Source organism: Pseudarthrobacter sp. GA104, from assembly GCF_009741265.1.
Taxonomy (GTDB): Bacteria; Actinomycetota; Actinomycetes; order Actinomycetales; family Micrococcaceae; genus Arthrobacter.
The window spans coordinates 4,588,991-4,608,194 of the sequence record NZ_WOWL01000001.1 but is presented as its reverse complement, the minus strand read 5'-3'; the positions used below and the strand labels follow the sequence as shown (position 1 = coordinate 4,608,194).

At 66.2% G+C, this 19,204-nt stretch carries 16 protein-coding genes; 9 read left to right on the top strand and 7 right to left on the bottom strand.

Going from position 1 to position 19,204, the window contains the following annotated elements:
• Positions 1 to 2 precede the first annotated feature (2 nt).
• From whiA to GK109_RS21130, 7 genes are all read left to right on the top strand, one after another.
• Positions 3 to 983 (top strand): DNA-binding protein WhiA, encoded by a 981-nt coding sequence (whiA, locus tag GK109_RS21160; RefSeq protein WP_015937022.1) that lies wholly within the window; start codon positions 3 to 5, stop codon positions 981 to 983.
• 99 nt (positions 984 to 1,082) lie between these two features.
• Positions 1,083 to 1,709, top strand: coding sequence for a superoxide dismutase (locus GK109_RS21155; RefSeq protein ID WP_188808970.1), 627 nt, complete (start codon positions 1,083 to 1,085; stop codon positions 1,707 to 1,709).
• A 262-nt stretch (positions 1,710 to 1,971) separates the two neighbouring features.
• The gene (gene gap / locus GK109_RS21150) at positions 1,972 to 2,982 is read left to right on the top strand and encodes a type I glyceraldehyde-3-phosphate dehydrogenase (RefSeq protein ID WP_321216181.1); all 1,011 of its coding nucleotides are present in this window, start codon (positions 1,972 to 1,974) and stop codon (positions 2,980 to 2,982) included.
• 10 nt (positions 2,983 to 2,992) lie between these two features.
• A complete protein-coding gene (pgk, locus tag GK109_RS21145; protein WP_157242366.1) occupies positions 2,993 to 4,219 on the top strand; it encodes a phosphoglycerate kinase in 1,227 nt (408 codons plus the stop codon).
• A gap of 95 nt (positions 4,220 to 4,314) precedes the next feature.
• Positions 4,315 to 5,130, top strand: a complete 816-nt coding sequence (gene tpiA / locus GK109_RS21140; RefSeq protein WP_370460743.1) for a triose-phosphate isomerase — start codon at positions 4,315 to 4,317, stop codon at positions 5,128 to 5,130.
• Positions 5,131 to 5,176: 46 nt separating this feature from the next.
• Complete coding sequence (gene secG / locus GK109_RS21135) at positions 5,177 to 5,434, top strand: preprotein translocase subunit SecG (protein ID WP_104997906.1); 258 nt, start codon at positions 5,177 to 5,179, stop codon at positions 5,432 to 5,434.
• A 116-nt stretch (positions 5,435 to 5,550) separates the two neighbouring features.
• Positions 5,551 to 5,940, top strand: coding sequence for an RNA polymerase-binding protein RbpA (locus tag GK109_RS21130; RefSeq protein WP_157242365.1), 390 nt, complete (start codon positions 5,551 to 5,553; stop codon positions 5,938 to 5,940).
• Here GK109_RS21130 and pgl read toward each other — a convergent pair.
• Genes pgl through tkt form a run of 6 tightly spaced genes read right to left on the bottom strand, consistent with a single transcriptional unit; the run spans position 5,893 to position 14,125 of the window.
• Positions 5,893 to 6,711, bottom strand: a complete 819-nt coding sequence (gene pgl, locus GK109_RS21125) for a 6-phosphogluconolactonase (protein WP_323057189.1) — start codon at positions 6,709 to 6,711, stop codon at positions 5,893 to 5,895. The two genes, GK109_RS21130 and pgl, sit on opposite strands and share 48 nt — an antisense overlap.
• A complete protein-coding gene (locus tag GK109_RS21120) occupies positions 6,701 to 7,642 on the bottom strand; it encodes a glucose-6-phosphate dehydrogenase assembly protein OpcA (RefSeq protein ID WP_157242364.1) in 942 nt (313 codons plus the stop codon). Before GK109_RS21120 ends, pgl begins: the two co-directional genes overlap by 11 nt.
• Positions 7,639 to 9,210: a glucose-6-phosphate dehydrogenase gene (zwf, locus tag GK109_RS21115; RefSeq protein WP_197432524.1), complete on the bottom strand. Its 1,572-nt coding sequence runs from the start codon at positions 9,208 to 9,210 to the stop codon at positions 7,639 to 7,641. Before zwf ends, GK109_RS21120 begins: the two co-directional genes overlap by 4 nt.
• Before the next feature lie 14 nt (positions 9,211 to 9,224).
• The gene (locus tag GK109_RS21110; RefSeq protein WP_157242363.1) at positions 9,225 to 10,859 is read right to left on the bottom strand and encodes a glucose-6-phosphate isomerase; all 1,635 of its coding nucleotides are present in this window, start codon (positions 10,857 to 10,859) and stop codon (positions 9,225 to 9,227) included.
• A 6-nt stretch (positions 10,860 to 10,865) separates the two neighbouring features.
• Positions 10,866 to 11,981 (bottom strand): transaldolase, encoded by a 1,116-nt coding sequence (tal, locus tag GK109_RS21105; RefSeq protein ID WP_157242362.1) that lies wholly within the window; start codon positions 11,979 to 11,981, stop codon positions 10,866 to 10,868.
• A gap of 26 nt (positions 11,982 to 12,007) precedes the next feature.
• Entirely contained in the window at positions 12,008 to 14,125 is a 2,118-nt protein-coding gene (tkt, locus tag GK109_RS21100; protein ID WP_157243214.1) for a transketolase, read from the bottom strand.
• 507 nt (positions 14,126 to 14,632) lie between these two features.
• Here tkt and GK109_RS21095 point away from each other — a divergent pair.
• Both GK109_RS21095 and GK109_RS21090 read left to right on the top strand, forming a co-directional pair.
• The gene (locus tag GK109_RS21095) at positions 14,633 to 15,592 is read left to right on the top strand and encodes a heme o synthase (protein ID WP_370460742.1); all 960 of its coding nucleotides are present in this window, start codon (positions 14,633 to 14,635) and stop codon (positions 15,590 to 15,592) included.
• A 293-nt stretch (positions 15,593 to 15,885) separates the two neighbouring features.
• Positions 15,886 to 18,138, top strand: a complete 2,253-nt coding sequence (locus tag GK109_RS21090; protein WP_370460794.1) for a SulP family inorganic anion transporter — start codon at positions 15,886 to 15,888, stop codon at positions 18,136 to 18,138.
• Between the two features lie 93 nt (positions 18,139 to 18,231).
• On the opposite strand, the gene GK109_RS21085 is transcribed toward GK109_RS21090, so the two are convergent.
• On the bottom strand, positions 18,232 to 19,110 hold the full coding sequence (locus GK109_RS21085) for a CPBP family intramembrane glutamic endopeptidase (protein ID WP_157242359.1): 879 nt from the start codon (positions 19,108 to 19,110) through the stop codon (positions 18,232 to 18,234).
• Between the last annotated feature and the right edge of the window lie 94 nt (positions 19,111 to 19,204).

The window sequence follows — 19,204 nt, the reverse complement described above, 5'->3', positions numbered from 1 at the left end:
CCATGGCACTGACAGCATCGGTCAAAGAAGAACTGTCCCGTCTGGACATCAAAAAGTCATCAGTACGCAAGGCCGAGGTATCCGCCATGCTCCGCTTCGCGGGCGGGCTGCACATCATCTCCGGCCGGATCGTCATCGAGGCCGAGGTGGACCTGGCGTCCACCGCGCGGCGCCTCCGGGCAGCAATCGCCGAAGTGTACGGCCACCAGAGCGAAATCATCGTCGTTTCTGCCGGGGGACTGCGGCGCGCCAGCCGCTACGTGGTCCGGGTGGTGCGTGACGGCGAGGCGCTGGCCCGCCAGACAGGCCTCCTCGACGGCCGCGGCCGCCCCGTGCGCGGGCTGCCGTCCGCCGTCGTCAACGGCTCAGCGGCCGACGCCGAAGCGGTGTGGCGAGGGGCTTTCCTGGCGCACGGCTCGCTGACCGAGCCGGGGCGCTCATCGTCTCTGGAAGTTACCTGCCCCGGACCGGAATCGGCCCTGGCGCTCGTGGGGGCGGCGCGCCGGCTGGACATCCAGGCCAAGGCCCGCGAAGTCCGCGGCGTGGACCGGGTGGTCATCCGGGACGGCGACACCATTGCGGCGCTGCTGACCCGCATGGGTGCCCATGACGCCCTGATGGTGTGGGAGGAACGGCGGATGCGCAAGGAGGTGCGTGCCACCGCCAACCGCCTGGCCAACTTCGACGACGCCAACCTGCGCCGCTCCGCCCAGGCCGCCGTGGCAGCAGGGGCGCGCGTGGACCGGGCCCTGGAAATCCTCGGCGACGACGTGCCGGACCACCTGAAGTACGCCGGCGAACTGCGGGTGGCGCACAAGCAGGCCAGCCTGGACGAGCTCGGCCGCCTGGCGGACCCGGTGATGACCAAGGACGCGATTGCCGGAAGGATCCGCCGGTTGCTGGCCATGGCGGACAAACGTGCGCTGGACTTGGGCATCCCCGGGACGGACGCCAATGTGACGCCTGAAATGCTGGACGAGTGACAGCCCCATAGAATCAAAAAGATTCCGGGCGCCAGCCGCCCGGATGCATAATCCGAGAGTTACCAACCGGACCGAATGTCCACGATATTGGAGGATTTTGTGACCGAGTACGTATTGCCCGAACTCAGCTACGATTACGCCGCCCTGGAGCCGCACATTTCCGCGCGGATCATGGAGCTGCACCACAGCAAGCACCACGCAGCCTACGTGGCCGGCGCCAACAACGCCCTGGCCCAGCTGGCCGAAGCCCGGGAGAAGGGCGACTTCGCCAACATCAACCGGCTCTCCAAGGACCTCGCCTTCCACACCGGTGGCCACGTCAACCACTCCGTCTTCTGGAACAACCTCTCCCCGGACGGCGGCGACAAGCCCGAGGGTGAACTCGCTGCGGCCATCGATGACGCGTTCGGCTCGTTCGACGCCTTCCGCGCGCAGTTCTCCGCTGCGGCACTGGGCCTGCAGGGCTCCGGCTGGGGTTTCCTCGCCTACGAGCCCATCGGCGGCAACCTGGTCATCGAGCAGCTGTACGACCAGCAGGGCAACGTTGCGCTCGGCACCACCCCGCTGCTGATGCTGGACATGTGGGAGCACGCCTTCTACCTGGACTACGTCAACGTAAAGGCCGACTACGTCAAGGCGTTCTGGAACATCGTGAACTGGGCCGACGTCGCCAAGCGGTTTGAGGCTGCGCGCACCAACGCCACGGGGCTCATCACCCTCCCGTAGTGAACACCGCCGCACCGCGGTGTAACAAACTTCACATTTCGGACATATGACGGCCGGGATGTGGACGGTCCGCCCCCGCACTTGCGGGGGCGGACCCAGTTAAACGTAAGATAGGTCACGGAAGGCGGTTAGCCTTCAGCAATGAGGCTGGTCGCCCTCCGTATGTAAATCATCTCTGCCCAATGGCGTGCGGGATCTGTTAGTTGGCTTGATAGCCCGCTCAACTAGTTGTGCTTCTGAAAGCACCAAGGAGACTGAACAAGTGACGACCCGTATTGGTATCAACGGCTTTGGCCGTATTGGCCGCAACTACTTCCGCGCAGCACTCGCACAGGGCGCGGACCTGGAGATCGTTGCAGTCAACGACCTCACCAGCCCCGAAGCACTCGCGCACCTCTTCAAGTACGACTCCGTCGGCGGCCGCCTGAAGGAAACCATCGAGGTCAAGGACGGCAACATCGTCGTCAACGGCAACGTCGTCAAGGTCCTCGCCGAGCGCGATCCCGCCAACCTCCCGTGGGGGGAACTGGGCGTTGACATCGTCATCGAGTCCACCGGCTTCTTCACCAAGGCCGCCGCTGCACAGAAGCACATTGATGCAGGCGCCAAGAAGGTCCTGATCTCCGCCCCGGCGTCCGACGAGGACATCACCATCGTGATGGGCGTAAACCACGGCCTGTACGACAACGCGACGCACCACATCATCTCCAACGCTTCCTGCACCACCAACTGCCTCGGCCCGCTGGCCAAGGTCATCAACGACGAGTTCGGCATCGAGCGCGGCCTCATGACCACCGTGCACGCCTACACCGCGGACCAGAACCTGCAGGACGGACCGCACAGCGACCTGCGCCGTGCGCGCGCCGCGGCCATCAACATGGTTCCCACGTCCACCGGTGCGGCCAAGGCCATCGGCCTGGTGCTGCCCGAGCTCAAGGGCAAGCTGGACGGCTACGCCATCCGCGTCCCGGTCCCCACCGGCTCCGCCACCGACCTCACCGTCACCGTCTCCCGCGAGACCACCGTGGAGGAAGTCAACGCAGCCCTCAAGCGCGCCGCCGAATCCGAGGAACTGCAGGGATTCCTGACCTACACGGACGAGCCCATCGTGTCCTCCGACATCGTGGGCGACCCCGCATCCTCCATCTTCGACTCCGGCCTGACCAAGGTCATCGGCAACCAGGTCAAGGTTGTTTCCTGGTATGACAACGAATGGGGCTACTCCAACCGCCTCGTAGACCTTACGGAGCTTGTCGCATCCAAGCTGGGCTAGGGTTAGACACATGACATCTCACACCCTCAACGAACTGATCGCTGAAGGTGTCCGCGGGCGGTACATTCTGGTTCGAAGTGACCTGAATGTGCCGCTCGACGGCTCTACAGTCACTGATGATGGCCGCATCAAGGCCTCCCTGCCAGTGCTGTCAAAGCTCACGGACGCCGGTGCCCGCGTGCTGGTAACAGCCCACCTCGGACGCCCCAAGGGCGCTCCTGAGGACAAGTACTCCCTTCGCCCCGCAGTAGCCCGCCTGGCGGAGCTGGCCGGCTTCAAAGCCACCCTTGCCGCGGACACCGTGGGCAGTGCCGCCAAGGAAGCAGCAGCCTCCCTGCAGGACGGCGAAGTGCTTGTCCTGGAGAACGTCCGCTTCGATGCCCGCGAAACCAGCAAGGACGACGCCGAGCGCGGCGCCTTCGCTGACGAGCTGGTTGCCCTGACTGGCGGCAACGGCGCCTATGTGGACGATGCCTTCGGAGCGGTGCACCGCAAGCACGCCAGCGTGTACGACGTCGCCACCCGGCTTCCGTCCTACCTTGGCGACCTCGTGCACACCGAGGTGGAGGTCCTGCGCAAGCTGACGGCCGACACGCAGCGCCCCTATGTGGTGGTGCTCGGCGGTTCCAAGGTCTCCGACAAGCTGGCAGTCATCGAAAACCTGCTGGGCAAGGCCGACACCATCCTGGTGGGCGGCGGAATGCTGTTCACGTTCCTCGCCGCGGCCGGGCACAAGGTCGCCTCCAGCCTGCTCGAGGAAGACCAGATCCCGGTAGTCCAGGACTACCTCAAGCGTGCGGCAGGCGCCGGCACCGAATTCGTGGTGCCCACGGACGTCGTGGTGGCGGAGAAGTTCGCCGCCGATGCCGCCCATGAGACTGTCCCCGCGGACAACATCGAAGGCAGCAGCTTCGGTGCCCAGGGCATCGGCCTGGACATCGGCCCCGAGTCCGCCGCAGCATTTGCCGAGCGGATCAAGGGTGCCAAGACGGTCTTCTGGAACGGTCCGATGGGGGTGTTCGAGTTCGAAGCGTTCTCCGCCGGGACACGTGCCATCGCCCAGGCGCTGACTGAGACCGAAGCGTTCACCGTGGTGGGCGGCGGCGACTCTGCTGCGGCCGTACGCACGCTTGGCTTCGCTGACGACCAGTTCGGACACATCTCCACTGGTGGAGGCGCAAGCCTGGAATACCTCGAAGGCAAGGAACTCCCGGGGCTCAGCGTCCTCGACCGCTAACGCCTTTCCGGCAGCAGTACCTGTCCCTCCGGCCGGCAGGTTGCCCCGCGGCAGCCTGCCGGCCGAACACATATCTAGAACTTTTTGGAGAATACGTGACTACGTCAACGAACGGCGCTTTCGACCGCAAGCCCTTCATCGCGGGCAACTGGAAAATGAACATGGACCACGTGCAGGGCATCACCCTCCTGCAGAAGCTCGCCTGGACCCTCTCGGACGCCAAGCACGACTACAGCCGGGTCGAAGTTGCTGTCTTCCCCCCGTTCACGGATCTCCGCGGCGTCCAGACCCTTGTCCAGGGCGACGACCTGGACATTGCCTACGGCGGGCAGGACCTCTCCCAGTTCGATTCGGGAGCGTACACCGGAGACATCTCGGGCCAGTTCCTTAACAAGCTGGGCTGCAAGTACGTCCTGGTGGGCCACAGCGAACGCCGCACCATCCACAACGAAACCGACGACGTCCTCAACGCCAAGGTCAAGGCCGCCTTCAAGCACGGCATCACGCCCGTGCTCTGCGTCGGTGAAGGCCTGGAGATCCGCCAGGCCGGTACCCACGTCAGCCACACCCTGGAGCAGCTTCGGGCCGGCGTTTCCGGGCTTAGCGGCGAGCAGGCCGCCGAACTGGTCGTCGCCTACGAACCTGTCTGGGCCATCGGCACCGGTGAAGTAGCCGGCCCGGAGGACGCCCAGGAGATGTGCGCCGCCATCCGCGCTGAGCTCGGGACGCTGTTCGGCGCCGATGTTGCCGCCAGGACGCGGCTGCTCTACGGCGGTTCGGTCAAGGCCAACAACGCCGCCGCAATCCTCAAGGAACGCGACGTGGACGGCCTGCTCGTGGGCGGGGCAAGCTTGGATCCTGCCGAGTTTGCTAATATTGTCAGGTTCGAGAGTCACTTGGTGACGGACTAGTCCGTCCGCCCAACTCCCGCAATCCCCAACTTCCGGAAAGGCCGTCGTGGACGTTCTTCATGTCATTCTGCAGATCCTCCTGGGCATCACCAGCCTCCTGCTGACGCTGCTCATCCTCCTTCACAAGGGCAGGGGCGGCGGGATGTCGGACATGTTCGGCGGCGGCATGAGCTCAGGCCTCAGCTCGTCGGGCGTCGCCGAACGCAACCTGAACAGGTTCACGGTGGTGCTTGGCGTGACGTGGGGCATCGTCATCATCGCGCTGGGACTGATCATGCGGTTCAGCGGCGGCGGGGACTCCTGACTACCTAATCAGCGAAAAGTGCCGTGGCGGAAACTGCCGCTGCACAGGTCTGCCAACTAAACTGTGGCTGTCGGTTCCCGACAGCCACAGTTCTGTTTAAGCAGGCAGGAGTCCCGATGATTCATCCGTCGTCAGGCTTCCGGGGCACCCGCGCGGGCGTCACGGAAGGAACCGGTTTCAGCTTCGAGTCGGAGGACCATGGGAAGCCGCTGCCGCGCATCCGGGTCTCGTACTGGTGCGCGAAGGGCCACGAAACCACCCCGGTATTCCTCAAACTCCCCGAGGACCAGATTCCGCTCGTCTGGGACTGCCGGAAGTGCGGCGGCCCGGCATCCCGGGATGGCGAGGCAGCGGCCGCCGACGCCTTGGACGACGGCTATAAAAGCCACCTTGAGTACGTTAAAGAGCGGCGCTCCGACCAGGACGCCGAAGATGTCCTGGCCGGAGCGCTGGAAAAACTACGCGCCCGCGGCGTCCTTCCGGACGAGCTGCTGGGGGACACGTGAGGCCGCGTTTTCGTCGATAAGCCACAGGGTCCGGGACGTCCCCCGTGGTCCTGCGGCCGGGACCTGGACGGGGTTGGCGCCTGCCAGTGCCAGACCCACGGCGCCGGCCTTGTCCTCGCCCGCCACCACCATCCACACCTCGGAGGCCGTATTAATGGCCGGCAGCGTCAGGGATACCCGCAGGGGCGGCGGTTTTGGCGAGTTCCTGACTCCCACCACAGTGCGTTCCTTTTCGCGGATGCCGGCCTGCTCCGGGAACAGCGACGCGACGTGCGCATCCGGACCGACGCCCAGCAGGACGACGTCCAGGCGCGGCAGCGCGGACGGCTCCTCCGGCCGGTCGTCGGACATGTCGGCAGCGTGCTCGGCGGCTGCAGCTTCCCGCAACCGCCGGGCGTAATCCTCGGCGGCTTCTTCCGGGGTGCCGAAGTCATCCGCGGACCCCGGTTCGTGGATCCGTTCAGGGTCCACGGGGATGTGCGACAGCAGGGCGTCGGACGCCTGCTTCGTATTCCGTTCCGGGTCCCCGGCGGGGAGGAAGCGCTCGTCGCCCCACCAGAAATTCACCTTTGACCAATCGACCGCCGGGGCAGCCGGGGAGTCAGCAACAGCCTTTAGCGTGCCGATACCCACGGTTCCCCCGGTCAGCACCACGGTGGCCTCGCCGAACTTGTCCTGCACATCAACGAGCTTGGTGATCAGGCGGGCCGCGATCGCGGCCATCAGGACGGACGAATCAGGATGAATGCTTACTCTTGGGTCAACGCTCACTGGGTCGGACGCTCCTTAGATTGGTTCGTGGCAGTCCCATAGTAATCACTTCCCCAAACACCTCGTCCGGGTCCAGGCGCCGCAGTTCCTCGGCAAGGCAGTCACGCAGGCTGCGCCGGGGCAGCGAGATGCGCTGGGCGGGCTGGCCGGGCTGCGTTAGTTCGGCGACGGACAGGCCGGGCCGGAAGAGCTGGATGTCGCCACCGGGCCGGGAAAGCCGGACCCGGCGGATGCCCGTACCGGCCGGGTCGGCGACGATGGTCACGGGCGCGTCCAGGGTAAGCGTCAGCCAGGCTGCCAGCAGGATGGTGCTCGGGGAGTCCGAGGCCCCTTCGACCGCGACGGCCGTGACGGGGGAAGAGTCCACCTGGTCCAGGACGGCCGCGAGCTGGATCCGCCAGTTGGTCAGGCGCGTCCAGGCGAGGTCCGTATCTCCGGCCTTGTAGGTGGACCGGATGTTCTCCAGCGCACGCTGTGGATCCGGCTCATTCGCGGAGTCGGTGATCCGGCGGTGGGCGATTCTCCCGATGGAGGTTTCGCACGCGTTTTTCGGCGCGCCGTGCGGCCACCAGGCCACGATCGGTGCGTCCGGGAGGAGCAGCGCGGCTACCAGGGATTCGCTTTCGTGCGCGAGCTCGCCGTAGCCGCGCAGTACGATCACCTCGGATGCGCCGGCGTCACCGCCGACCCGGATCTGGGCGTCCAGGCGGTCAGGCGCCGTGGCCCCGGCGTCGGCCAGGACGATGATCCGGCAAGGGTGCTCGCGGCTGGCCTCGTTGGCTGCCTCGATAGCCTCTTCCTCAAGCCCGGACTTGGTGACCACCACGAGGGTGAGCACCCGGCCCAGGGCAATCACGCCGCCCTGCTCGCGCAGGGACATGATCTTCTTGGAGACAGCGGAGGTTGTGGTGTCCGGCAGGTCTACAATCATGGCCTTCTCCAGGTTCGTCCGTCGCGGGCCAGCAGCTCGTCAGCCGAGGCGGGGCCCCAGCTGCCCGGGGCGTAGGGTTCGGGCTGTTCGTCCAGGGTGGCCCAGTATTCCTCGAACGGGTCGAGGATCTTCCAGGACAGCTCCACTTCCTCATGCCGCGGGAAGAGCGGCGGCTCGCCCAGGAGCACGTCCAGGATCAGCCGCTCGTACGCCTCCGGGCTGGATTCGGTGAAGGAGTGGCCATAACCGAAGTCCATGGTCACGTCCCGGACTTCCATCTGCGTGCCGGGAACCTTGGAACCGAACCGGATGGTCACGCCTTCGTCGGGCTGGACGCGGATCACCACGGCGTTCTGTCCGAAGTCGTCCTCGGCGTGGTCGCGGAACAGCAGGTTGGGCGCACGCTTGAAGACCACGGCGATCTCTGTGACGCGGCGGCCCAGGCGCTTTCCGGCGCGGAGGTAGAACGGGACGCCGGACCAGCGGCGGGTGTGGATGTCCACCCGGATCGCGGCGAAGGTCTCGGTGGTGGAATCGGCCGGGATGCCTTCCTCCTCCAGGTAGCCCTGGACCTGTTCCCCGCCCTGCCATCCGCCGGTGAACTGGCCGCGCGCCGAGTGCGTGGAGAGGTCGTCCGGGAGCTTGACGGCGGCGAGGACCTTTTCCTTCTCGGCGCGCAGGTGATCGGCGTTGAAGGAGATGGGCTCCTCCATCGCGGTCAGCGCCAGCAGCTGCAGCAGGTGGTTCTGGATGACGTCGCGGGCTGCTCCCACGCCGTCGTAATAGCCCGCCCGGCCGCCGGTGCCGATGTCTTCGGCCATGGTGATCTGGACGTGGTCCACATAGTTCGCGTTCCACAAAGGCTCAAACAACTGGTTCGCGAAGCGCAGCGCCAGGATGTTCTGGACCGTCTCCTTGCCCAGGTAGTGGTCGATCCGGAACACGGCGTCCGGCGGGAACACCGATTCCACGATGTCATTCAGCTGCCGGGCAGACTCGAGGTCGTGCCCGAACGGCTTCTCGATCACCACGCGGCGCCACTTGTCACCCTCAGCCTGTGCCAGGCCGTGCTTGGACAGCTGCCGGCATACCTGCTCGAAGGCCTTGGGCGGAATCGAGAGGTAGAACGCGTGGTTGCCGCGGGTACCGCGCAGCTCATCAAGCTCATCGATGACTTCACCCAGCCGCTCGAAGGCGTCGTCGTCGTCGAACTCTCCCTGGACAAAACGGATGCCCTCGGAAAGCTGGTTCCACACCGCCTCATCAAAAGGCGTGCGCGCATAGGACTGCACGGAAGCCTTCACCTGACCGGCGAAATCCTCATCAGTCCATTCCCGGCGTCCGAAACCCACCAACGCGAAGCTGGGCGGCAGGAGCCCGCGGTTGGCGAGGTCGTACACGGCCGGCATGAGCTTCTTGCGGGCGAGGTCGCCGGTCACTCCGAAGAGCACCAGCGATGACGGGCCGGCGATCCGGTTCAGGCGGCGGTCACGCGGGTCGCGCAGCGGGTTCCGCAGCGTTCTCCCGGAACGCGTCCCGGGCGTCCTGCCGTATTCAGTTTCTGGCATGTTGCTTCTGTGCCTTAGCTTTCGGTAACGGAGGCTGACCTGGCGGACAGCGCAGCAATAATGTCCTGCAACTGTGCCACACCGGCGGCACGGTCGGTCAGGTGCAGGCGCAGCACGGGCCGGCCATGCCCTTCCAGGACCTGCGCGTCGCCGGCTGCCTGGGCGGCAATGAGTTCCCCGAAGGTGAAGGGACGCTCCGGGATGGCGACGTCTTCCGCTGAGGCCGCGGTGACCTGGAGGAACACACCGATGGCCGGCCCGCCCTTGTGGAACTGCCCGGTGGAGTGCAGGAAGCGCGGTCCCCAGCCGAATGTCACGGGCCGGCCGGTGACGGCTGCGAGCTCGTCGCGGACGCCTTCGAGCTGCGCGAACGCAAGGCGGTCGAAGTAGGCCTGGACGCTGAGGTAGCTGTCCGGCTGGAGGGTATCCAACAGTGCGCGCACTGCCTCTTCCGCCGTTGCCGCGCTGCCAAGCCAGTCTCCGCCGCGCACCTCGATGGAGCCGTCAATGAAAGCTGCGGGCGTGGGCTCGGGCTGTGCGTCCAGCAGGCCGCGCGCTGCGACCTTGGCGGCTTCGACATCGGGCTGGTCGAAGGGGTTGATGCCCAGCAGGCGGCCCGCCACGGCAGTGGCAAACTCCCACACCATCATCTGGGTGGGAAGTCCGCCGGCGATGGCCACTTCGTTGTCCCTGAGTTCGACGTCGGCATCGGCGGCTACCAGCCGGACCACCAGAACGTCGTCGGCGCCGGAAGTCACTTCGGGCGAGTTGGGGCCGGCCACCACCGGCAGGACGCCGGTGCCGAGCTTGCCGGTGGACTCGGCGATGAGCTGCTCGGCCCAGTCCGCGAAGCCAACAATCCCGGAGCCGTCCTCGGCGATGACAATCTTGTTGCGCAGCGGGCTGGTTCCGCCCAGCGCGGTTCCGAGTGCCAGCCCGATGTTCTCAGGAGCATCCTCGTTCAGGACTACCGCCGCTTCCTCGGCCTCGTCCAGAAACGCCTGGATATCCACCCCGGCCAGGCCCGAAGGCACCAGTCCGAAGGCAGTCAGGGCGGAGAAGCGGCCGCCGACATTGGGGTCGGCGTTGAAGACGGCCCGGTACCCGGCCTCGCGGGATGCCTTGTCCAGGGGCGAGCCCGGGTCCGTGACGATGATGATCCGGCTGGCGGCATCGATGCCGGCGTCGTTGAACGCCTTTTCGAAGACCCGCCGCTGGGAGTCGGTTTCAACGGTGGAGCCGGACTTGGAGGAAACCACAACGGCGGTTTCCGCCAGCCGGTCCGCCAGGGCAGCACGGACCTGGTCCGGGTCCGTGCTGTCCAGCACAGTCAGCTCGACGCCGGCGGTGCCGGCGATGACCTCCGGAGCCAGCGACGATCCGCCCATGCCGCAAAGCACGATGCGGGTCACACCCTCGGCCCGGAGGGCGTCACGCAGTTCGAGAATCTCTTTAACGAGCGGCTGGGAGACAGTGGCAGCCTCAACCCAGCCGAGGCGGATGGCCGACTCTGCTTCGGCGTCCGGACCCCACAGCGTGTGGTCCTTCGCGAAGATCCGGGTGGCGATCCGGTCCTCCACCAGGGCGGGAAGGTGCTGTTCGAGTGCCTGCTGTGCGGCACCGGTGGCTTCGTAGCTGAGTGTGCTCATGGTGGGTTAGGAAGCCTTCCGTGCGGAGGCGAGGGCGCCCTCGACATCGCCGAGCAGTTCCTTCCAGCTGGCCACGAACTTGTCCAGGCCTTCGGATTCAAGGATTGCGACGACGTCGTTGTAGGAAATGCCGAGCTTCTCAAGGGCATCCAGGGTGGCATTGGCCTCGGCATAGGTGCCGGTGACCGTGTCCCCGGTGACCACACCGTGGTCGAAGGTGGCGTCCAGCGTCTTCTCGGGCATGGTGTTCACGACGCCCGGGGCCACGAGCTCGGTGACGTAGAGGGTGTCCGGGTAGGCCGGATCCTTGACGCCGGTAGAGGCCCACAGCGGGCGCTGGGGGAGGGCGCCGGCTTCGGCCAGCAGGGCCCAGCGTTCAGTGGCGAAGAGTTCCTCGTAGACCTGGTACGCCAGGCGGGCGTTGGCCAGGCCTGCCTTGCCCTTGAGTGCCTTGGCTTCGTCGGTGCCCAGGGCGTCGAGGCGCTTGTCGATCTCAGAGTCCACGCGGGAAACGAAGAACGAAGCCACGGAGTGGATCTTGGAGAGGTCGTGGCCGTTTTCCTTGGCCTGCTCCAGCCCGGACTGGAAGGCGTTGATGACTGCGCGGTAGCGCTCGAGCGAGAAGATCAGGGTCACGTTGACGCTGATGCCCTCGGCCAGGGTGGCGGTGATCGCTTCCAGGCCCTCAAGGGTGGCCGGGATCTTGATGAGGACGTTGTCCTTGTTGACGCGCTTGTACAGGTGCTTGGCTTCCGCGATGGTGCCTGCCGTGTCCCAGGCCAGGCGGGGGTCGACCTCGATGGACACCCGTCCGTCCACGCCCTTGGTGGCTGCGGCGACCGGTGCGAACAGGTCGCAGGCGTCGGCGACGTCGGTGGTGGTGATCTCGAAAATGGTGTCCTCGACGCTGGCGCCGGCTGCTGCCTGCTTCGCGATGGTGGCGTCGTAGTCCGTGCCGGCGGTGATCGCTGCGTGGAAGATCGACGGGTTGGTGGTTACGCCAACCACGTTCTTCTCTTCGATGAGCTTGGCCAGGGTGCCGGTTTCCAGGCGTCCGCGGGAAAGGTCATCAAGCCAGATGGAAACTCCGGCGTCGGAGAGCTGCTGGGTGGGAGTAGTCATGGTGTTTATCTCCTCGAAAATTGGGGTTATGCCTGGAGGCTGGCGAGGGAGTCCTTGGCGGCCGCGGTAACTGCTGCTGCGGTGAGGCCGAACTCCTGGAAGAGGCGCTTGTAGTCTGCGGAAGCGCCGTAGTGCTCGAGGCTGATGGAACGGCCGGCGTCGCCGACGAATTCCTTCCAGCCAAGGGCCAGTCCTGCTTCAACGGACACGCGTGCCTTGACGGCGGCCGGCAGGACGGATTCGCGGTAGGCGGCGTCCTGCTTGTTGAACCACTCAACGCAGGGCATGGAGACGACGCGGGCGGCGATGCCTTCGCCCTGCAGTGCCTTGCGGGCCTGCACGGCCAGCTGGACCTCGGAACCGGTGGCGATGAGGATGACGTCGGCCGGGACGGTGGCGCCGTCCTTGGCGGCCTCGGCCAGGACGTAACCGCCCTTGGCGACGCCCGCAACGGAACCGAACGTGTCGCCGTCGGCCTCGCCTTCGCCGCGTTCCCACGTGGGGATGTTCTGGCGGGTCAGCACGATGCCGGCAGGGTTGCTGTGGTTCTCCAGCATGGTCTTCCACGCAACGGCGACTTCATTGGCGTCACCGGGACGGACAACATCCAGCCCCACGATGGCGCGCAGCGAGGCCAACTGCTCCACCGGCTGGTGGGTGGGTCCGTCCTCGCCCAGTCCGATGGAGTCGTGCGTCCAGACGTACAGGGACGGGACACCCATCAGCGCGCCAAGGCGGATGGCCGGGCGCTGGTAGTCGCTGAAGATCAGGAACGTGCCGGAGAACGCACGCGTGCGGCCGTGCAGGCTGATGCCGTTCACGATCGAAGCTGCGGCGTGCTCGCGGATGCCGAAGTGCAGGACCCGTCCATAGGGGTTGCCGGACCAGGCATCAGTCTGCTTGGAGGCGGGAACGAACGACGGCGAACCCTCGATGGTGGTGTTGTTCGACTCGGCGAGGTCGGCCGAGCCGCCCCACAGTTCCGGCAGGACCGGGCCCAGGGCGTTCAGGACCTTGCCCGAGGCGGCGCGGGTGGAGACGTCCTTGCCGGCGGGGAACACCGGAAGCGCTGAGTCCAGGCCTTCGGGAAGTTCCTTGGCCTCGATGCGCTGCAGCAGGGCCGCGCCCTCGGGGTTGGCTGCCTGCCATGCGTTGAAGGACTCCTCCCACTCCTTGCGGGCAGCGGCGCCGCGGTCGACGACGGCGCGGGCGTGGGCCAGGACATCCTGGTCGACGTCGAAGGACTTGGCGGGATCGAAGCCCAGGACTTCCTTCAGCGCTGCGACTTCCTCCGCACCGAGCGCGGAACCGTGGATCTTGCCGGTGTTCTGCTTCTTGGGTGCCGGGTAGCCGATGATGGTGCGCAGGGAGACGATCGAGGGCTTCGAAGTCTCGGCCTTGGCGGCGAGGAGTGCGGAGTACAGCTCCTGCACGTCTTCCTTGTACTCGCCGGTCTTGGTCCAGTCCACGCGCTGGACGTGCCAGCCGTAGGCCTCGTAGCGCTTCAGGACATCCTCGGTGAAGGCGATGTCGGTGTCGTCCTCGATGGAGATGTGGTTCTCATCGTAGACAACGACGAGGTTGCCGAGCTCCTGGTGGCCGGCCAGCGAGGAAGCCTCTGCCGTGACGCCTTCCTGCAGGTCGCCGTCGGAGGCGATAACCCAGATGGTGTGGTCGAACGGGCTCTCGCCGGCGGGAGCATCGGCGTCGAACAGTCCGCGCTGGCGGCGCTGGGAGTAGGCGAACCCGACGGAGGACGCCAGGCCCTGGCCCAGCGGGCCGGTGGTGATCTCGACACCCGCGGTGTGCTTGTACTCGGGGTGGCCGGGGGTCAGCGAGCCCCAGGTGCGCAGTGCCTGCAGGTCCTTCAGTTCCAGGCCGTAGCCGGAAAGGAACAGCTGGATGTAAAGGGTGAGCGAGGTATGGCCGGGGGAGAGGATGAAGCGGTCACGGCCCAGCCAGTCAGGGTTGCGGGGATCGTGGCGCATCAGCTTCTGGAAAAGAAGGTATGCGGCCGGCGCCAGGCTCATGGCCGTTCCGGGGTGGCCGTTGCCCACCTTCTCCACCGCGTCTGCGGCCAGCACGCGGATGGTGTCCACCGCGCGCTGGTCCAGGCTGGTCCAAGACAGTTCTTGCTCTTCCAAATGTGGCACGAAAACCGGGCCCCTCTCTGTGCTGATGGCAGGCGGCACACGGGATCCGTACAAGGGCACGCTGTGTGGCGCCCGCTCGGTGTGTACCAGCCGTTCACCATCGAAACGTTGATCTTTTCACTCAGCCACTGGCCAGTCAGGGAATGCGTTTTCCACTGCTTCCTCGCTGCGTGCTGATCTTGTGACAGCTTAGCTCTATTCCATCCTTTGGTCGCTGCAAATCTCACGTTTTGGACGCAATTTCCGCTTATATGAATGCGTCTGAAGTGAGGTTGAGTTAATCTGCTCGAATCGGTGCGCGAGCAATCACCAGCACCTAATGGCGGGCCGTGGGGAGCAGGCCGGCGCGGTATGATATTCGGAGGCCAGCGCCGGGTCGGGGAATAATTCCAGCCGCCCGCACTCCCGGCTGTTGCGTGGATCACTGTTCCGCGGGCGCCCGGTTGGACCGGGCCGCATGACTAGCTGGACAGCCAGACAGAACTGCCAACAGAACGGGTGACTGCCACCGTGAGCACAACAGATACGCCGCTGAACGCATCCCGGGCCTCACGACCCGGGATCGCCCGTAAGGCAAAGGCGTATCTCGCCCTCACCAAGCCCCGCGTCATTGAACTGCTGCTGGTCAGCACGCTGCCCACCATGATTTATGCGGAACGCGGCTTTCCGTCCATCGGGCTCATCCTGGCCACGCTGGTGGGCGGGGCCTTCGCTGCCGGCAGCGCCGGAGCCTTCAACTGCTACATCGACCGCGACATCGACAAGCTGATGCACCGGACGGAGAACCGGCCGCTGGTCACCGGTGAGGTCAGCCCGCGCGAGGCGCTGGTCTTCTCCTGGCTCCTCGGTGCCGCCGCCATCGCCATCCTCTGGTTCGGCGCCAACCCGCTGTCCGCGTGGCTTGGGCTTGGGGCGATCTTCTTCTACGTGGTGATCTATACGATGATCCTCAAGCGCCGCACCGCGCAGAACATCGTGTGGGGCGGCGCGGCCGGCTGCTTCCCCGTGCTGATTGCCTGGGCCGCCGTCACCAACTCGGTGGAATGGCCCGCCGTCATCCTCTTTATGGTGATCTTCCTCTGGACGCCACCGCACTACTGGCCGCTGTCCATGCGCTACGGCGAGGACTACCGCAACGCCAAGGTCCCCATGCTCGGCGCCATCGCCGGCGCCCAGGTGGTTTCCGTGCAGGTGGTCCTCTACGCCTGGGCCATGGTGGCCTGCTCGCTCCTGATGGTTCCCGCAGGCGGTGCCGGCTGGGTCTACACCGTAACCGCCGTCCTGGCCGGGGCCTGGTTCCTTTACGAGTCACACGCCCTCTACAACAGGGCACAGCGTGAGGACATCTCCGACAAGCGGGCCATGAAGGTCTTCCACGGCTCCATCAGCTACCTCACCCTGCTCTTCATCGCCCTGGCGGTAGACCCGTTCGTCGGGCCCGCCGTCATGGCCGGCTAGCAGGGGAAAGCGGTCCGGCGGGTTCCTTTCGCACCCGCAGCGCTCCATTACTTTCCGCGGGACTCTCCGCAACGCCCTGGCACCTTGGACTCAGCCCCCCGGGGGGCGCATTCTGTAGCGCCCGGGCGTATGACATTTTTGTCATGTCGATCACGTTTCCTGTCATTTGAAATGACGGCGTGGTTACGGTGGAGGGGATCCTGCCCGCTAGCAAAGGAAGTTCCATGGCACAGGCACCCGATCCATCCTCCGTCCGCACCGCGGCCAGTCCGCCCGGACCAGGGAGCGGGGGGATGGGACGGCGCCGCCTGAAGTTCCCTGGCCATCTGGGCGCAGACATCCCGGCGTCACTCGTGGTGTTCCTCGTGGCACTGCCACTTTCCCTTGGTATTGCCGCGGCATCCGGTGCGCCCATCATGGCGGGCCTCATCGCGGCCGCCATCGGCGGCATCGTTGCCGGCAGCCTGGGCGGGTCTCCGCTGCAGGTCAGCGGACCGGCGGCCGGACTCACCGTCGTCGTGGCCGGGCTGGTCCAGGAGTTCGGCTGGCAGGTGACGTGCGCCATCACCGCAGCGGCCGGCGTCGTGCAGATGCTGCTGGGCTTCAGCCGCGTGGGGCGCGCCGCGCTGGCAGTCTCGCCGGTGGTAGTGAAGGCGATGCTGGCCGGCATCGGCGTCACGATCATCCTTCAGCAGATCCACGTACTGCTTGGCGGCCAGCCGGCCGGCTCGGCCGTTGAGAACATCGTGGGCTTGCCTGCAGCTATCACCAATGTCGAACTGCACGCAGCCCTCCTGGGACTGGCCGTCGTCGTAATCCTCCTCGGCTGGAAGCACCTCCCCGCGGCGGTGCGCCGTATTCCGGGGCCGCTTGCCGCCGTCGCCGCCGGCACCGCGCTTTCCATCGCCTTCGCTCCCGGGGTGGGACGCATTTCCCTCGAGGGGTCGATCTTCGACGCCGTCGCGCTGCCGCAATTGCCCGACGACAACTGGCGCGCCGTTGCCTTCGCCGTCATCTCAATGGCGCTGATCGCCAGCATTGAATCGCTGCTGTCCGCCGTCGCCGTGGACAAAATGCACCACGGCCCCCGCACCAACCTCGACAGGGAGCTCGTGGGCCAGGGCGCAGCCAACATTGTTTCCGGGTCCTTGGGCGGACTGCCCGTGACCGGCGTCATCGTCCGCAGCGCCACGAACGTGGAAGCCGGCGCCGCCACCCGTTCGTCCGCAGTCCTGCACGGCATCTGGGTCCTTGCCTTCTCCGCCATCTTCGCCGGACTGATCCAGCTCATCCCGCTGGCCGTCCTTGCGGGCCTCCTTGTGGTGATCGGCGCGCGCCTCATCAAAATTGCGGACATCAGGATCAGCCTCCGCACGGGCGACCTCCTGATCTACTCCGTGACCCTCCTCTGTGTCGTCTTCCTGAACCTGCTCGAAGGTGTCATGATCGGCCTCGTGCTGGCGGCGGCGAGCGTACTTTGGCGTGTGTTGCGGGCGGCGGTCCACGCACACAAGCCCGTTTCGTCGTCGGATCCCTGGCGCATCACCGTCGCGGGGTCCTGCAGCTTCTTCGCCCTGCCGCGGCTCAGCCGCGTGCTGCATTCCGTGCCGAACGGCAAGGGGGTTGTGGTGGAGCTGAACGCGGACTACGTTGACCACGCATTCCGCGAGGCGCTGATCGCCTGGCAAAAGCAATACGAGGCGGCCGGCGGAAAGGTCCGCCTTGAGGAACACGGCAACAGCCTGTTCCAGGATGCTGCTGACCGCACGCCCAAGCGCCAGGACGCCAGGGAGCTTCCGCTGCCGCCCAGGACGTCCTGGCAGTCCGCCATGCCCGCCCGGGAAGGGGCCGGGGAAGCAGCCGGACGGCAGGCCGGGCCGCTGGATTCGCTTCTTCAGGGGATCAGCAAGTACCACCGGCGGTTCGCCCACCAGGTCCGGCCCCTGGTCCGGGATCTGGCAGAGGGCCAGAACCCGGACACCCTGTTTATCGCCTGCGTTGATTCCCGCGTCAACCCCAACCTGATCACCAGCAGCGGCCCGGGCGACCTGCTGACCCTGCGGAACATCGGGAACGTGGTGTGCCACGAGGGCCAGGATGCCTCGATTGACTCGGCCCTGGCCTTCGCCGTGAAGGGCTTGAACGTGGATTCGATCGTGATCTGCGGGCACTCCAACTGCGGCGCCATGAAGGCGCTGGTCGAGGAGGCCAACGGCAAGGGGAATGGTGTTTTGGGGGCAGCCTTCGATTCCTGGCTGGACCACGCGAGGCCCAGCTACGCCGAGCTTCTCGCGGAGCACCCGGTTGCATTGGAAGCTGCAGCCGCAGGCTACAACGAGGTGGACCAGCTGGCCATGGTGAACGTTGCCATTCAGCTGCGGAAGCTGGAACGCCATCCGGCGGTTGGCCCGGAACTCGTTACCGGCAAAGTGCAGGCAACAGGGCTGTTCTATGACATCGCCACGGCGCGGGTGCTACTGGTGGAACCCACCGGCATCCGGTTCCTGGATCCGGCCCGGGCCGCCGCCCCGGTGTGTGCCGGGTGACGCGCACGGCAGGACCAAGGCGCCCGCGCTCCGGCGCGGAATGAAGAGTGAATATTTCCCTCAGGTGTCGCGAGGGGAGTCCCGGCGAAAGGTTCAATTTTTCGGGCGGACGGCTTTGATCATCAGGACGACGGCGGCGATCGCCCAGAACGCCATGCCCCAGGCCAGCGAGGGAACCAGGATGGCAAGGCCGGATCCAGTGCCGGAGGCCGCCATGAAGGAGAGGATGAAAGCGGCCGCCGAAAGTGGCGCATGCATCGCCATCGCCAGGGGAAGGCTCCCCGTCCGCTCGTACACCCACACCATCAGCACCCTGTACGGGGGAAGCCACGCGAAAAGGTACACGGCCACCACCAGGGCGGCGGGTACGGCTCCTGACGGATCAGCGCTCCCGGCGAACATGGGGTAGTGCCAGGCGCCCCACAGCAGGCCCATGATGAGCCCGGTGGAGAGGATGCCGAACCGCTGCCGGAGCCGGGGAAGCGCAAAGCCTGTCCAGCCGAGCTCTTCCAGGCTGCCGACCACGGTTCCCACCACGACGCCGGCCAGCACGATGATGGCCAGTTCACCGGGGGTGGCAAAGCTCCGGTAGAACCCCGGGAACGCCCATGTGACAGCAGCCGCAGTGGCAGCCATGACCAGGGGTCCGGTCAGGAGCGCAACCGCGTACCAGCGTGCACCGGCCGGCCATGTACGGAGCCGGATTCCGAGCTGCCGCAGGCCGGCTTTTCCGTGCAGGAGCCAGGTGAGGAGGACGCCTGCGGCCGCCGGGCCCAGCGGGCCTGCCGTTAGCGCGACCCCCATCGGTACCGGCCCCACACCCTGGATGGCAGCTACGGCGCCCCAGGAGATGGCGAAGGTCAGGAGGTAGTAGGCAGGGACGGGATGCCGCCGCATGAACGCTGTTGGTCCGTTCCCGCTGCCGGCAGGTACCCCTGGCAGCGGGACTCCGGGCTGTGGCTGGCCTGCCATCGCGGATCCTCCTGCCCGTAGCCCCCCTGGGACCGCCTTTCGGCACCAGGGGGCAAGCCAAAGTGTTTCAATACCCAGCCTGATGGCGCAGGGG